12 protein-coding genes are annotated in these 15502 nt (G+C 36.0%); 5 read left to right on the top strand and 7 right to left on the bottom strand.

The features are described 5' to 3' along the window. Positions 1 to 11 precede the first annotated feature (11 nt). The 5 genes from egtB (at position 12) to AC57AW_RS18040 (ending at position 7280) form a co-directional block, all read left to right on the top strand. Positions 12 to 1202 carry an ergothioneine biosynthesis protein EgtB gene (egtB, locus tag AC57AW_RS18060; RefSeq protein WP_496352989.1) on the top strand — a complete coding sequence of 397 codons (1191 nt, stop codon included), beginning with the start codon at positions 12 to 14 and terminating at the stop codon, positions 1200 to 1202. 8 nt (positions 1203 to 1210) lie between these two features. Beyond that, positions 1211 to 2131: an ABC transporter ATP-binding protein gene (locus tag AC57AW_RS18055; protein WP_496352988.1), complete on the top strand. Its 921-nt coding sequence runs from the start codon at positions 1211 to 1213 to the stop codon at positions 2129 to 2131. Then, the gene (locus AC57AW_RS18050; RefSeq protein WP_496352987.1) at positions 2128 to 3693 is read left to right on the top strand and encodes an ABC transporter permease/substrate-binding protein; all 1566 of its coding nucleotides are present in this window, start codon (positions 2128 to 2130) and stop codon (positions 3691 to 3693) included. The genes AC57AW_RS18055 and AC57AW_RS18050 overlap by 4 nt, the downstream gene beginning before the upstream one ends. An 11-nt stretch (positions 3694 to 3704) precedes the next feature. Further along, positions 3705 to 4862 (top strand): MalY/PatB family protein, encoded by a 1158-nt coding sequence (locus AC57AW_RS18045; RefSeq protein ID WP_496352986.1) that lies wholly within the window; start codon positions 3705 to 3707, stop codon positions 4860 to 4862. A gap of 507 nt (positions 4863 to 5369) precedes the next feature. Then, positions 5370 to 7280 (top strand): amidohydrolase, encoded by a 1911-nt coding sequence (locus AC57AW_RS18040; protein WP_496352985.1) that lies wholly within the window; start codon positions 5370 to 5372, stop codon positions 7278 to 7280. 51 nt (positions 7281 to 7331) lie between these two features. On the opposite strand, the gene AC57AW_RS18035 is transcribed toward AC57AW_RS18040, so the two are convergent. The 7 genes from AC57AW_RS18035 to AC57AW_RS18005 form a co-directional block, all read right to left on the bottom strand. After that, positions 7332 to 8408: an alpha/beta fold hydrolase gene (locus AC57AW_RS18035; protein WP_496352984.1), complete on the bottom strand. Its 1077-nt coding sequence runs from the start codon at positions 8406 to 8408 to the stop codon at positions 7332 to 7334. Between the two features lie 170 nt (positions 8409 to 8578). Then, entirely contained in the window at positions 8579 to 8926 is a 348-nt protein-coding gene (locus tag AC57AW_RS18030) for a hypothetical protein (protein WP_496352983.1), read from the bottom strand. Positions 8927 to 8982: 56 nt separating this feature from the next. Then, positions 8983 to 9378 (bottom strand): hypothetical protein, encoded by a 396-nt coding sequence (locus tag AC57AW_RS18025; protein ID WP_496352982.1) that lies wholly within the window; start codon positions 9376 to 9378, stop codon positions 8983 to 8985. Positions 9379 to 9512: 134 nt separating this feature from the next. Beyond that, positions 9513 to 9749, bottom strand: coding sequence for a hypothetical protein (locus AC57AW_RS18020; protein WP_496352981.1), 237 nt, complete (start codon positions 9747 to 9749; stop codon positions 9513 to 9515). A 74-nt stretch (positions 9750 to 9823) separates the two neighbouring features. Continuing rightward, positions 9824 to 10450 carry a hypothetical protein gene (locus AC57AW_RS18015; protein ID WP_496352980.1) on the bottom strand — a complete coding sequence of 209 codons (627 nt, stop codon included), beginning with the start codon at positions 10448 to 10450 and terminating at the stop codon, positions 9824 to 9826. Positions 10451 to 10457: 7 nt separating this feature from the next. Beyond that, positions 10458 to 14003, bottom strand: a complete 3546-nt coding sequence (locus AC57AW_RS18010; protein ID WP_496352979.1) for a peptidoglycan-binding domain-containing protein — start codon at positions 14001 to 14003, stop codon at positions 10458 to 10460. Positions 14004 to 14039: 36 nt separating this feature from the next. Next, positions 14040 to 15491, bottom strand: a complete 1452-nt coding sequence (locus tag AC57AW_RS18005; RefSeq protein WP_496352978.1) for an ATP-binding protein — start codon at positions 15489 to 15491, stop codon at positions 14040 to 14042. Positions 15492 to 15502 lie beyond the last annotated feature (11 nt).

Raw genomic sequence — 15502 nt, 5'->3', positions numbered from 1 at the left:
AAATGATTTTTATGAAAAAAGAAGCATTACTTGTAAAAGCAAATCCTCATAAAAACTGGATAAAAAGTTACTCTGAAATCAGAAATCATTCCGTTGAGATTTGTAGTCCTTTGGAAATTGAAGACTATGTGGTTCAGCCTATCGTGGATGTGAGTCCTCCGAAATGGCATTTGGGCCACACAACCTGGTTTTTTGAAACCTTTATTTTACAGCCCAATTTTCCGGGGTACGAAGTTTTTGATCCTCAGTATAATTTTGTGTTCAACAGTTATTACGAAACCATCGGTGCCCGTGTTATCCGTACCGACAGGGGAAATCTGAGCCGTCCATCTGTTTCAGATGTTTTTAAATACCGGGAATATGTAGATCAGAAGATGGATGAATTTCTTCAGAACGGATATCTTACAGAATCGTTGGAATCACTGTTGGAATTAGGCTTAAACCACGAACAGCAACACCAGGAACTGTTACTCACAGATATCAAATACATTTTAGGGCACAATCCATTATTTCCTGCTTACAAAAAAGAAAATATTGTAAATAAAGAAGCGGCCAGAACCCCGGAAATGATCAGTTTTTCAGAAGGAGTTTATGAAATCGGTTTTAAAAGTGAAGGGTTCTGTTTTGATAATGAACTCGGAAGGCACAAAGTCTATCTGAATGATTTTAAAATCTGCGGTCAGTTAGTGACCAATAAAGAATATTTAGAATTTATTGAAGCCGGAGGCTATGAGGATTTCAGACATTGGCATGCCGAAGGCTGGGATTGGGTGAAGCAGAATAATGCAAAATCTCCTTTATACTGGCATTTTATTGATGGGAAATGGATGAATTATACTTTGAACGGTTTACAGGAAATCGACCTTGATGAAGCAGTCTGCCATGTCAGTTTTTTCGAAGCTTCCGCATTGGCATCATGGAAAGGAAAACGCCTGCCCACCGAAGCTGAATGGGAAGCTGCATCAGAATATTTTGACTGGGGAAAGCGCTGGGAGTGGACCAATTCTGCCTATCTTCCGTATCCGGGATATAAAAAGGAAGCAGGAGCTGTAGGGGAATATAACGGAAAATTTATGGTGAATCAAATGGTGCTTCGTGGTGCTTCGGTGGCCACTCCGCCCGGACACAGCAGAAATACGTACCGTAATTTTTTCCAGACCCATTTACAGTGGCAGTTTACCGGAATCAGACTTGCACAATAATTTTGCCTATGATTACAGTAGAATCGGTTTCAAAAAGTTTTAACGAAAAAAAAGCGGTTGATGCTATTTCTTTTCAGGCCAATGATAAAGAAATTTTAGTGCTTTTGGGAACAAGCGGCTGCGGAAAAACAACCATGTTGAAAATGATCAACCGCCTCATCGAGGTAGATTCCGGAGTTATTTTTATTGACGGTAAAAATATTCAGTCACAAAAAGTGGAAGAAGTACGCATGGGAATTGGATTTGTCATGCAGCATTCTGGATTATTTCCCCATTATACCATACAACAGAACATAGCCGTCATTCCCGATTTGCTGAAATGGGATAAAAAAAAGACCCTTGAAAGAACTCTTGAGTTATTGCATAAGCTTCATCTTTCAAAAGAGGTGCTGACACGGTTTCCAAACGAATTAAGCGGCGGACAGCAGCAAAGAGTGGGAATTGCCCGGGCTTTGATTGCAGATTCACCTGTTTTGTTGATGGACGAACCGTTCGGAGCGCTGGATAATATTACCAAAACTGATATTCATTCAGAATTTAAATCACTGGAAGAGCTTAAAAATAAAACGATTATTCTGGTTACCCACGATGTTCAGGAAGCATTCGATTTGGGTCATAAAATCTGCCTGATGGATCAGGGGAAAATTATTCAGACCGGAAGTCCAAAAGAAATGCTGTATCAACCCAACAATGATTTTGTTAAAAATTTCTTTGCTAAAAACCGATTATTACTGGAATATAAAGTGGCCAGATTGAAAGATATGACAACTCTGATTGATGGCAGTCGTTTCTATGAAAAACTTCAGTTTTCAGAGAATACAAGTGTATGGGATGCATTGCAAAAGTTGAGTGCAGATACTTCGCTTTCCGAAGATTATGAAAATCTGGTTAAGGCTTTTAATGAATACCGAAAATTCCAGACTGTATGAGTGAACAAAGTTTTTGGCAGTTTATAACAGAGCAGCATGAGAAACTGCTTACTCAGATTGTGCAGCATCTGGGACTTACTTTTTTGTCTCTGTTTCTGGCAATTATTATTGGAGTGCCTTTAGGGATTCTTATTGCCCGAAAAAGAAAATTATCAGGTTCTGTTTTGGGAATTGCAGGAATTTTACAAACGATTCCCAGTATTGCTTTGCTCGGTTTTATGATTCCTGCTTTCGGGATTGGGGCAACTCCAGCCATTGTTGCATTGCTGATCTACGCACTTTTACCCATCATCAGGAATACGTATACCGGAATAACGGAAGTAGATCCGGCGGTAGCTGAAGCTGCAAAAGCAATGGGGATGAATAGAAGACAGTTGCTTTTCAAAGTTCAGCTTCCTTTGGCGATGCCAGTCATTATTGCGGGAATCAGAACAGCGGCAGTCATTAATGTTGGGGTGGCCACTTTAGCTTCATTTGTGGCGGCAGGAGGTTTGGGTGAATTTATTTTTGGCGGAATTTCCCTAAATAATACCAATATGATTCTGGCTGGTGCAATTCCGGCAGCGTTATTGGCTGTTCTTTTAGATCAAACTATCGCAGTTTTACAGAAATTAAGCTACCAGTCTGTAAAGAAATTAAAATATATTGTTCCGGTTGTATTGGCAATTCTTGGGGTCATTTATTTTTTGGCTTCCGCTTCAAACCATAAGCTTAAGGCAGGCTTTACACCTGAATTCATGGGACGGCAGGACGGTGATCTGGGACTTCGTTCGGTATATGGGCTTGATGCACATCCTCTGGTGGTAAGTGATGCCATTATGTACAAAGCAGCCTATGAAAAAGAATTGGACCTCATCAGCGGATATTCGACAGACGGGCGAATCAAGGCTTTTGATTTGTATGTTCTGGAAGATGACAAGAAGATTTTTCCTCCTTATTTTGCAGCTCCGGTGATCAAAACAAAAACACTTGAAAAATTTCCTGAACTGGAAAAAATACTAAATCTTTTAGCAGGGAAATTCAATGATTCAATCATGACAGATTTGAATTATAAGGCCGATTATCTTAAACAGACTCCTGAGAAAATTGCTAAAGATTTTTTAGTAAGAACAAATCTATATAAAAATCCACGCAAAGGAAATTCCCAAACTATAAAAATCGGATCAAAAATTTTTGGTGAACAGTATATTCTTGCCGAAATTTACAAAATGCTCATCGAAGGCTATACCGATTATAAAGTGGAAACAAAAACAGGGCTTGGCGGAACAAAAATTTGTTTCGATGCTTTAATGAATGATGCCATCGACTTTTATCCTGAATATACCGGAACCGGACTTTTAGTTTTGCTAAAACCATCCGCAAAAACAATAGAAGAAGTCTCTAAGAGCCCTGAAAAGACATTGGATTATGTCAATCTGGAATTCCGGAAACAATACGGGATTGAATGGCTGAAACCACTCGGTTTTAATAATGCGTATGCTTTGATGATGCGAAGGAAACAGGCGAATGAACTTAACATTAAAAATATTTCAGACCTGAAAAATTATCTGGATTCAAATTAATGATCTTAAAAATGAAATATAATTTCGACGAAATCATAGAAAGAAGAGGAAGTCATTCCGTAAAATGGGATTGGGCAAAGGCAGATATCTTACCAATGTGGGTTGCTGATATGGATTTTAAAACCGCTCCGGAAGTGATTCAGGCTATCTCTGAAAAGGTTTCTCATGGTGTTTTCGGATATGGTACTGTTCCTAAAAACTTTCATCAGTCCGTCATCGATTGGTGGGAAACAAATCATCATTTTACGATAGAAAAAGACTGGCTTCTGCCGGCAACGGGGATTCTTCCGTCACTTTCGGCGATCGTTCGTACTTTTGTGAAGCCTGATGAAAATATTATTTTGCAGACTCCTGTTTACAATCATTTTTTTACCATTTTAGAAAATTATGGATGCCATATTGTTTGCAATGATCTGAAATATGAAGCCGGAAATTACACCATCGATTTTGATGATCTTGAAAAGAAAGCTTCTGATCCGAAAACTAAACTTTTGTTGTTCTGCAATCCACATAATCCGGTGGGGAAAGTCTGGACGAGAGAAGATTTGGAGAAAGTAGCTGACATTTGTTCGCGGAACAATGTGATGGTAATTTCTGATGAGATTCATTCCGATTTGATTTTTAATAACCGTAAGCACATTCCTTTTGTTTCGGTCGCTCAGCATTATGAGCTTCAGTCGGTGACCTGTGGTTCTCCATGTAAGACTTTTAATTTTTCAGGGTTGCCGATATCGTATCTGATCTCCCAGGATAAAAATATATTGGAACAGACTCGTAAGACTTTAGAGCTTCAGGAAAATAGCTATCCTAATCCAATTGCCATGGAAGCCTTGATTGCTGCCTATACAAAAGGATATGAATGGAGGAATGAACTTAAAGAATACTTATATCAGAATTTTATATTTCTGAGAAACTTTTGCAGTGAACATCTGCCTGAAATTAAAGTGACTCCTTTGGAAGCAACCTATCTGGTTTGGCTGGATTGCCGTTCATTTGGTAAAACTTCTGATGAACTGTCGAAAATTCTTTTGATGGATGGTAAGGTTTGGCTTAATTCGGGGACGATGTATGGTGAAAATGGGGAAGGTTTCTTGAGAATTAACATCGGTTGTCCAAGGCGACTTTTGACAGAAGGTCTGGAACGATTGAAAAAAGCTTTGAAAGAATAAAACGTAAAACCATGAAAATGGTAACCGCAATGAATAATATAAAAAGTAAGCGCCAATTTTTTTACAAGTTGGCGCTTATTGTATTTGGATCATCTGGTATCGGCTTAACTGTATTTCATAGGTTGTTAGAATATGAAGATTTTAAGCATCAGCGCATCATGAAGTATTGAAAAATACATACAGTAAGTGTGAATTAAGTGAGAATGTACTGAAAATTAAAATTTTAGACAGAAAGAAATAATCAATATTGAGTGAAAAAAGTTTGTGGAAAGAATATTTTTATTATTTTTATAAAATAAACTAATACATATAAATAAATGAAAATTATTTATACATAAATATTTATTTGAATATAATATCTTAAAAAATACCCTGTTTTATTTTAATAATATAATAAATCTTGTCCATTGATAAGGTTGTCTTTTTATGGATTAAAAATAATGTATCATTAAAATAGATATGGATATAATTAAACTTTAACCATACACTTAAAACCAAATTATTCTCATGGAAAAACAACACAATCACACGCATGGCTGCACACATTGCTCTTGCCACAATCCTGTTTTGGATGTTCTTAAAGAAGACCTTTTCAGTGCAGAAAATCTAACGAAGATCAATCCGGGTTCCGGAAAAGCGACCCACGAAAAACCTCAAACGCTGATGGTAAGCGGAGGTACTATTCTGCCAATGATTGGTGGATCCACTAGTACCATTGAAGCCATTGGATTTGCAGATGGAAAAGTTGTTGTAACAGGGACAGCAGATCAGGTAGAAAGCTATATGAATGACAAGCATTCAGGATTTCAAAGAAAAGAATTAACGGGTACTCAAACCTTACTTCCTGGTCTGATAGAGCCCCATGTTCATATGATTCCTACGGCAATGATGACTGGCTGGCTGGATTTGAGTCCTTTTGACGGGCAGAATTTAAAAGCGATATACGATTTGACTTCTGTTGGAGCCATTATCAACGGACATATTCCTAAAATTCCGGGAGCAGTTATTTTAGGAAGAGGATTGGATCCGTCATTGATGCCTTTTAAGGAAACTGATGGGAAAAAGGAATTAATAACGATTGATAATGTCATCCTTGATACGATTAATCATGATACTCCTATGATGCTGTTAAGTGCTTCTATGCATACCCTTTATCTGAATACTAAGGCATTAGAGTATGTATTTGATCACAATCCGGATATAAAGAACGAGTATAAAACTGTTGACAAGTATATCAGTGAAACGAAAGGTCAGCTGCAGGAAGGTTTGCAGATGACTCCTGCATTGAAGACCATAAAATTGCAGATCATTGCGATGAGCATAGAGATCAACCGTTATCTCACGGAGCTTTTTCACACGGCCAATTCAAGAGGAGTTACTTTTATGTATGATGCGGGGCTTAATAAAGGTTCGGTAACACTTTTAACCAAATATTTTGAGACTCATCCTGAAGTGGTAAGAACGGGTGGGGCACATCTTTGCTCCAATCAGGAAGATGTAGATAAACTGGATCATTATAAAGAACCAGAACACTATAAACCTGTATATTATGGACATATCAAAGTGGTTTCTGATGGTTCAAACCAGGGATTAACCGGATATCAGAGTGCTCCATACCTGTGCAATCCTGCCAATAATACAGGGGTATTTAATTTTCCGCAGACAGGGATTCCTGCCAATACAATTCCGCCAAGTTATAATACATTAATCAATTCTGTGGTAGCGGTAAAAGGCTGGCCGTTGATGGTTCATGCTAATGGCGATCAGGCAGTAACATTTGCTATCAATGCGTATCAGCGTACTCTGGCTCAATATAAAGGCCCTGAACTTCGTAACCGTATAGAACATTGCTCTCTTCTTACAGCAGATCAGATTACCAATATGCTCCAGATGGGAGTTTCGCCAAGCTTCCTTATCGGGCACGTAGGTTATTGGGGATATGCTTTTAAGGAAGTAATATTCGGTGAAAAGGCACAAATGCTTGATCTTTGCGGTTCGACGCTTGCTGCCGGTATGAGAATTACCCTTCACAGTGATAATGAGGTGAGCCCATTAGGTCCTTTGAGAATGATGGAACAGTCGATTACCAGAATCATGGAGAAGAATCCAAAGGATATTGAAGTTTTAAACGGTGCGGAACGTATCACCCCCGAACAGGCTTTGATTGCAGTTACTTATGATGCTGCATGGCAATGTTACGCAGACAAGTGGGTGGGATCGTTAGACAATGGGTACTTTGCTGATTTTGTTATACTGGAACAAAACCCTCTTTCGTTAAATACTCCTTCATTACAATATATGAAAATGCGGGACATTCCGGTATTGGAAACCTGGGTAGGCGGTGTTTGTGTATATACCTATGATCAGAACAGAAAGACAGAGACCGAAAAAGATATGATTTTTTCAGGCAAAGAATAATAAGTTCTGAAAGAAATTAAATAGTTGCTAATCAATATCAATCAGAGTAGATCATTTCTGCTCTGATTTTATTTTTATTAATTCATATTGAAGTTTGTCTGATTCCGTATTGAAAATTGTGTGTCCTGATTTTTTAAACCAATATAAATTTTTATGTTTTGCTTTTAATTCTTTATAATATTTCTCTGCTAAAGTATAGTAGCTTTGATTATCAGCAGCGCCAATAAAAAAATATATAGGGCAGTCAATTTTCGGATAGGAGGCAGGGAGATTTGTTTTGGCATTTTCTTTCCAGATGGGAAACCAGTCATTCATCCAATTGTAGTAAGCCGTTTTAAATTCATCTTTTTCAACTCCGGGAACACCATTGTGAATGAATAACCATTTTTGAGCATAGAAAAAATCATCTTGATTTTGAAAAGGAAGTTTAATGTTTTCCAATTCTTGAGATGCTGCTTGATTATTAGTTTTTGCTGCCCAGATTTTCAAATCTTTTACAAAAAGAGAAGCACTTTCATTGGCGTCTACAACAGGGCTTACTGCAATATAGCCAAGAAATAATTCAGGGTGTTTTGAAGCGAGTTCAAATCCCATAACAGATCCCCAGGAATGAGAAAGCAGATAGATTTTCTTCTGATTATATCTGGAAGTTAAATATTGAACGATTTCAAGGGCATCAGATTTTAAAAGGTCAACCGATACATGCGCTTTAGATTGATTCAGACTCAGTGTTTCTCCGGTATTTCTCTGATCCCAATTGACTACTGTAAAATCATTTAATAATTTATCCGTAAAACCTGGAGCGAAGGGAATTAAAGATTTACCGGGACCACCATGCAAAATGAGAAGTAAAGGATTTTCCCATTTATTTCCTTTTATACTGATAAATTGCTTTATTCCTCCTATCTGAACAACTTCAGTGGTATCGATTTTAACGGTTTTATTTTCTTTTATCTGTGACCAGCATATTACAGGTATCAAAAACAGGGTCAGAAAAAGGTATGGTTTTATGATCATTTTTAGATTTTCAGTTTTATTCCAATCTTTTACTCTTTGAATTTCCTTAACTGTATTTCTTACAATCTGTATCTTTCCAATATCCGCTGTATCTGCTTCTCTAATACTCATAATGATGGTTATTCAGTTTCTTTGGTCTAATATACATTTTTTGCAAATGAAATAGATTGACTAAGCAGTTATTTTAAATAATCAAAATCAATAGCCTAATGGAAGATACATGCATAGGTGGTATAATAAAAACCACAACTTATTGTGTTGTGGTTTTATTGTTATTTGCGTTAAGGAATGTAATGATAAATGCCTTCAAAAAATAAGATATACCTTCCGGGCTGAAATTCTCCATATGAAAACAGATAGATTATATCATCTTTTTTAAGATAATGAATTTCTAATCCCTCTTCAGATACATATTTTTCAATGAAACTGTTTCTTACATTAAATTCACTTTCTCTGACGATGGTATCAAAACTTTCCCCATCTATTTCTTTTTTTAAATCTCTTAATGGACTGTTGTAAAAATCAATCAATTTTATTTTTTGATTTTCAATTTCAAAAATTTCTTTTAGGCATTCTTGTTCATCGCCATCAAATAATTTTTGTCTGGCTATTTCGTTTTTTTTGATCATGCGAATTTATCGTTGTATAATCATCTTTGTCTAAGGATTCTTCAAAATTGAGTGTTTTAGTCAATATTGAAAGGCGCCATATTTGATTTTTCACCCAGATATTCTATTTGAAAATAGTAGGTTTCATTTTGTTTGACATTAAAATTGGCTCCTTTAAAATCGAGAAAAAGGTCATTCTCTATTTCTTCAAGTTTCGCTTTTAATATAAACTGAGCAGATTCTCCTGTTTCAATTGAAGTTAGATTGGTAAAATCATCTACAGGGATCATATAGCTTACTCCTTTATGTAATTGATCCTTGTTTTTATCATATAAATGAACTGTTTCTCTTACAAGCCCACCTGTATTATTAGACTGGTTTAGCTTTAATGTCTCTTCAGATATATTGGAAATATTTACGTAGAACAAGAAAGATTCTCCATCCTTTTCTATCTCTGCGTTTATTTTAATCATATTCATTTTTAATCTAAGTTAATTAAAGATAACTTTTATATCTTACTTAAGTAAGACAATTAAATATAAAACCACAACTTCATGTGTTGTGGTTTTATACGAGATTATGTTTTGTTAAAGTTGATATGATATTCTTATCTCCATGAATTCATTTTGTAATTTGAAAAGTTAATTTTCATATCTTCTATCCTATCTTCAAGAGCTTTAATCCCTGAATGTAAATACATTTCTTTTTCAGATTCATTCAGAATATAAATAATATCAAATCCTGGGCTGGGATTGGGAATCGGAACAGATAATTCAATATTGCTGTCTTCTTCAAAAACATAATATTCCCAATCTTTCTTTTCTAATAGTTTCTTTTTCTCCATTTTAATTTTTTTTACATATAAAATGAGGCTATCTCATTGTAAAGATAGCCTCGTTAGAACTTACTTATAAAGTATTATTCATTCTTTTCCCTTGGAACAGGATCACCTGTTTTTGGATCGATAGTATATTTTTTTTGAAAACTTTCAATAGTTTCGGGTTCTCGGGTTAAAGGATTTACACCGTATTTTATGATATAGCTTGTAACCGTATCAGGTTCGCCTACATTGCCCATAAAACGAGGTGTTGGATCAGCTTCATACTTATCCCACCATTCTTTTTCTTTTCTTTTTTCCTCGTCAGACATTAAAGCTCGCCTTTTGGCTTCTTCTTCCTCTCGTACTTTGTATTCAAATCGGGCAATTTGCCCTTTATGGTCTTCTGATAACGAGTCATATATGGCTCCTCCTATTTCTCCTTCTTTTTGATACAGAATGACTTTTTGTAATAAGGCATTGTCAAAGATTTCTGGTAAATTGTTAAAATCTACATAAGGTAATTTAGCATTTCTTTCTTTTCTGTACTTTTGGGCCTCTTCAGACTCTTTAAAAGTGATATATTCTTCTTGCTGATGAGGCTTAAGGATATTAAACACTTCATTAAAAATAGAATTGTTTAAATCTTCTATATTTAAAAGTAATTTTAAATTAAACTCAGGCAGTTCATTTGGGATATAATTAAAGTAATCTGTTGCGAAAATCATATTCTTTTTATTTTAATGGTTTTAGTAATTCTAGGTACTCTATTTCATAATAGTCTATGTCCTTGATAGTTTTTATATATTTAGGGTCAGATGTTTGACGAAAATAACCTTCATTCATAAGTACTTCTTCCTGTATTATTGTAGAAGGTGGGTCTGCATCAAAGTGTCTTATAGGTCCAAGATTTTTACCCCAATCAGACAAATCATCAATATAGACACCTCCTCGTGATGTGATTTTTCTAATAATTGCAACTTTTTCTCCTGCTTTTACATTCCTAGCTGAAAGTTGAATAAATCCTTCAGCTACTTTATCATCTAATGTAGCAGAGACCATCCCTTTGAAAGCAACCTCATTTCCTTTTCCATTTTTCAAAGTTGAGTTAAAATAATCTAAACCTTCCATACGCCCACTAAGAACTGTTTTTCCACTCATATTTCGTTCTTTAACTTTTCTTAGTTTTTCTAAAGCCGTATTTAAATCTTTATAAACCTGACTGTTATATTTACCCCACCAGGAAGGTTCAAATCGTGCCGGAGTGTTCACTATTCCTCCATCTACTGTGAAAACCTGAATAGAGGTAAGTTCAGTATGAGTGGCATCACCGGTAGGTAATAATTTATTTTTATTTTTTAACCAATCAATAGTTTTTGATGATTTTTCAAAATCGGGCATCTTTTCCCAAAATTTATACCATCCATAATCTCCAAAGAAACTCTCAAAGTTTTTTACAGTTTGTGTGAAAGCTATAGGGTTATCTTTATAACTTTTAACAAAGTTAATCAATTTGTCTTGATTATTTATTTCATTTAAAACTTTAGGATCTGCTGATTCCAAAGCTTTATTGAAATTTATTAGTTCATTTTCTGCTAGATAATGTCTGAGTTGTGCTATTGCAAGTTGTTGCTTGAATCCAGTCAATTTTGGAGATATACCACCTGTTAAATTCTCAGGCGTATCAATAAATTCACTATGCTGCTCCGGATTGTAAGGTTTTTTTGATGTTTGCTTAGATGTTTGTCTTTTTACTTTTGGCAGCTTCTCTAATTCTCCTCCTTTTAAATTTTTACTGCTTAGCATCAACAATCCTGCAGTTAATGTCAACTGCCCTAAAATTTTAACGATAGCATCTATCTTTTCTCCTGTAGTCAGGTTTTTATTATCATGAATATCTTGTATGCTCTCTAAACCTTCAGAGGTAATCATTACTGCTGCAGTGCCATTAAGAGCAAAATCAGTTAGAATGATATAACGCATCCCTGTTGATGATATTTTGATAACAGAAGATACCTTAGCGATGCTGGATAATGAGCCTGCCATTCCCAAAAAGCTGGAGGCAATCATAATAACATCTAAAGCCAGCGTTTCGTTGGTAAGTGTTCCTTTTTCTACCTTATCAATAATGCCGGCTGCTCCGGAAGTGGCACCCGTAGCACCTGCAGCTATAAATAAGTAAGGAGCAATAGGAGCTGCCGGCGTAAATGTGGCTACCAATCCGGCTACTGCCAATCCTAAGGAAGCCCAGCCTGCTCCGGTAGAAAGTGATTCCATGAACGATGCTCCGTCAGTAGTGAAATTCCCTTTTAGAGTAGGATAGCCCAATGTATTGGCCGGAATTTGATATGCAAGAATACCATCCGGATACGTGTTTTTACTGTCAAATTCTTCAAATAAATCTTTTAAATTATTTCCTTCATAAGTACGCTGATGCTGTACACCCGGAGTAAGGTCTGTCAGTACATAATTAGCTGGATTTTTTTTGCTTTTTCCTATAAATAAATTGAGTGAAAGGGTTTCTGTAGTTTCCTCATTGATGGCTACAGCATTAATCGCTAATGCTGTTTTGGGAGCAATGGTATTAAAGCTGTTGTCAATTTTTTTCTTATATTCTTGTATATTTTTAAGAGCCTGATAATCATCCTTTGGTAAGATAACCTGTCGATAAGATGCTTCCTGTCCTGTCAGGTTATTATTTTTGTCTAATACCAGACAATGAATAGTATAAACTCCTGTAAGTGATCCTAAAAAAGCAGCGGTTGTCTGGGAAGAATTCATATTCCAGCCATCTTTACCGAAATATTCACCTCTTTTATACCCATGTACGTTGGCATTTTTAGCATATTCTACACCTAATAATGCACTTGCTCCATCAAACATTTCTTTAGGCGTATTGATTTCTGCAAACCAAAAATAATGATGATCTTTAGGGATTGGCTTCCCTTTGATTGAATAGTATGACTGCGGAATGTGATTAATATCTGCAGCACTCACTCTTGCAGGATTTTCACTATATGTTGCAGATTCAATATAGAAATTCGGATTGCTTTTCTGTTCTTTGGATGCTCCTTTTGAAAGATTGAACTCAATAAAGGCTACCTGCTGTCTGAAATCTGAATAATTTTGAATTTTATTCTTTTTTAAATCACCGGCTGCTGCCTCTTCAAGGGTTTTAACCTGATATTCTTTGGTGTAAGCTCTGAATTCTTTTGTTATGGTATTTTCTATGATAAATACAAAAGTATAGTTCCCCGGCTTATGCGTATTAATAGAAAATTGGCTGATGACTGTTCCATCTTGTCTGAATGTTTTAGTATCCTTTCTAAAAGGGTATTCAAACAGGTTGTACACTTTGTCATCATTCTGGATCAATACTTTTCGGACAACTTCCGGAACTTTAGGTTTGCTTCCCTCAGCATACATAACAGGGGTTTCATATTGATAGGTACAATCAAATTCTATAGGCTGTCCTTCTATTGCGTATTTTGTTTTAGGCTTAATCCATGAGCCTTTACCCATTACAATAACTTCCTGCAGCAGCTCACCTTCGGGGTGTGCCGGCTCTAGCTCCAGTGCTGGTTGTGGTTCTTCATAGTTTGCATATAATAACCGTATAGCTTTAAATAAGTCTTTATTGCCCAATTCTTCATATAAATCCTGTACTAAGCCTACTTTCCTTTTCGGTTTGTATGTTGTGTCATAATATTGAATAAGCTCGTATCTATCTTCATAAGAAAGTTTTTCTAAAGCTGTAAAAACTTTGTCTTCATCAGTTCCGGCAAAAATTCCTAGTGTTCTATGTTCAAAGGCATCATATAGCATTCTCGCACGCTCAGAAACAGGAAGCCCAACTTCTTTCTGACTGTTTAAGAATTGCAATGCTTCATTCATTTTCAGCAAGGTTTCCCTGTTAACAGCGCCGGAAGCATTAATATTATTCTTGCGTTGAAAATTGATGATCCCTGTCTTTGTTTCATTCCAGAAAAGATTCTTATTTTCAGGTGTTTTATATCCTAATTTATTAAGCGCGTTATGAAGTGTTGAAACATGCTGCCCTTTATCAAATAATTGAATGACAGATGCATTTTTTTCTACTTTTTTAAACGCTCTGTTTTTAAAAGGATCGTATGTTATTTGGGTAACTTCTGTTTTTGCGAGGGATATTTTGCTGTCCTGATCGGTGATCTGCTCAGACTTTTCTTTATCCTCTTTATTATTGGTTTTTTGCTTATCGGACCTACCGGCCCTGGGCGCAAATGTTTTTTTGTGTCTGCTCATGGTATTGGTTATTAGATGAGTTTTTATTGTGCTGTGCTAAGGATTTTGTACAAACGGGCTGAGGCGGGATTGATTTTTTCCAAAAGCCTTTTCGTTTTCTATCATTAAATAAGTGCTTATTAATGAGTAAGTAATATGAGTTTCATTACGGTCATGTAATGCCATCGCTGTATTTTTCATAATGTTTCGGATATTAGCACCAGTATAAGCGTACTCTTTGGTTAAATGTTTTAAAAGCTCGTCGCTTTCAAAAGTTATATTTTGAGGTAGATAATGCTCCCAAAGGGCTTTTCTTGTTGTTTCTGTCGGTCGTATTACATTGACAGAAACATCGATACGGCGCTTGAAAGCATCATCCATATTGTTTTCAAAATTGGAAGCGAGAATTGTTAATCCGTCAAATTTTTCTATTCGTTGCAATAAATACGAAACTTCCTGGTTGGCGTAGCGGTCATGAGCATCTTTTACATCAGAACGTTTTCCAAACAAAGCGTCAGCTTCGTCAAAAAACAACATACAATTTTTCCCTTGCAGCCTGTTGAATAACACTTCAAGATTTTTTTCAGTTTCGCCAATGTACTTGCTCACTACCTGTGAGAGATCTACGTGATACATATCAATACCATATGCATTGGCAAGAATACCGGCTAGCATCGTTTTTCCCGTTCCCGGTGTCCCGTAGAATAAAGCTATGAAGCCGGGTTTAAAGCTATGTTCATTGGTTTTGAAAAAGCCGTTTTCCAATGCTTTGATATAATGTCCGATGGGTTTGATCTGTTCCCTCACATTATCTTCTAAAATAATATCGTCCATGGTGAGATCAGACTTGTAAAGCCTGCCCGGAAAGTAAGAACCATGATCCAGTTGTGGCTTTTGACCGGATAAAAAATAATTGAGATAAGCGGTATCCAATTCAATTTTTCCATGAATAAATTCCGTTGAAGAACGGTTGTAAATAATATCATTTTTCAACAGGACACTGCCATTGATGAGCTGTGCACCATACTGTGACCACAGTGATAAATCCTTACCTGCCAGCAAAAAAAGTGCGGTTTGGAAAGTTGGTTTAAAGCTGCGGCTGATTTTATCATACTCACCACCCGCTTCAATAGCAAATGCATTGCTGCTTTCTTCTATCTGCACAAAGGTTTTCAGGACAGACGGATAATGAGCCGAAGCAATCCCAAGCGCTAAGATTATTCTGTCCACAACAGTAAGCTGATGGATGTTTACCGTAACCGAATAAGGAGATGGATCGTTTGGTTTTGGAGGTTCAGGTATTTCATAACCAATATTCAATTCTGTCTCATCTTCCAGAAACAATTCTTTGCATCGCTTTTCAATAAGGGATTGTAACCATTTCATTTCTTCATTTAATGAATGATGATTTACAGTATTGATTTGGGATAAAGGATTGACTATTTCTGTTTTTTCATTAACTTTTGTTTTTATTAATGAAGGGTCTTCATGAGTAATAGGAGATTTCATAATCTTATTTT

Source organism: Chryseobacterium sp. BGA-UO-ETr-SB22 (genome assembly GCF_059567885.1).
This window is presented reverse-complemented; position numbering and strand designations above follow the sequence as displayed.

What these genes read in the sequence shown, in the direction of transcription:
- AC57AW_RS18055 (WP_496352988.1), top strand. Translation starts at nt 1,211, where the DNA reads ATGATTACAGTAGAATCGGTTTCAAAAAGTTTTAACGAAAAAAAAGCG.
- AC57AW_RS18010 (WP_496352979.1), bottom strand. Translation starts at nt 14,003, where the DNA reads ATGAGCAGACACAAAAAAACATTTGCGCCCAGGGCCGGTAGGTCCGAT.
- AC57AW_RS18030 (WP_496352983.1), bottom strand. Translation starts at nt 8,926, where the DNA reads ATGATCAAAAAAAACGAAATAGCCAGACAAAAATTATTTGATGGCGAT.
- AC57AW_RS18045 (WP_496352986.1), top strand. Translation starts at nt 3,705, where the DNA reads ATGAAATATAATTTCGACGAAATCATAGAAAGAAGAGGAAGTCATTCC.
- AC57AW_RS18050 (WP_496352987.1), top strand. Translation starts at nt 2,128, where the DNA reads ATGAGTGAACAAAGTTTTTGGCAGTTTATAACAGAGCAGCATGAGAAA.
- egtB (WP_496352989.1), top strand. Translation starts at nt 12, where the DNA reads ATGAAAAAAGAAGCATTACTTGTAAAAGCAAATCCTCATAAAAACTGG.
- AC57AW_RS18005 (WP_496352978.1), bottom strand. Translation starts at nt 15,491, where the DNA reads ATGAAATCTCCTATTACTCATGAAGACCCTTCATTAATAAAAACAAAA.
- AC57AW_RS18015 (WP_496352980.1), bottom strand. Translation starts at nt 10,450, where the DNA reads ATGATTTTCGCAACAGATTACTTTAATTATATCCCAAATGAACTGCCT.
- AC57AW_RS18040 (WP_496352985.1), top strand. Translation starts at nt 5,370, where the DNA reads ATGGAAAAACAACACAATCACACGCATGGCTGCACACATTGCTCTTGC.
- AC57AW_RS18035 (WP_496352984.1), bottom strand. Translation starts at nt 8,408, where the DNA reads ATGAGTATTAGAGAAGCAGATACAGCGGATATTGGAAAGATACAGATT.
- AC57AW_RS18020 (WP_496352981.1), bottom strand. Translation starts at nt 9,749, where the DNA reads ATGGAGAAAAAGAAACTATTAGAAAAGAAAGATTGGGAATATTATGTT.
- AC57AW_RS18025 (WP_496352982.1), bottom strand. Translation starts at nt 9,378, where the DNA reads ATGATTAAAATAAACGCAGAGATAGAAAAGGATGGAGAATCTTTCTTG.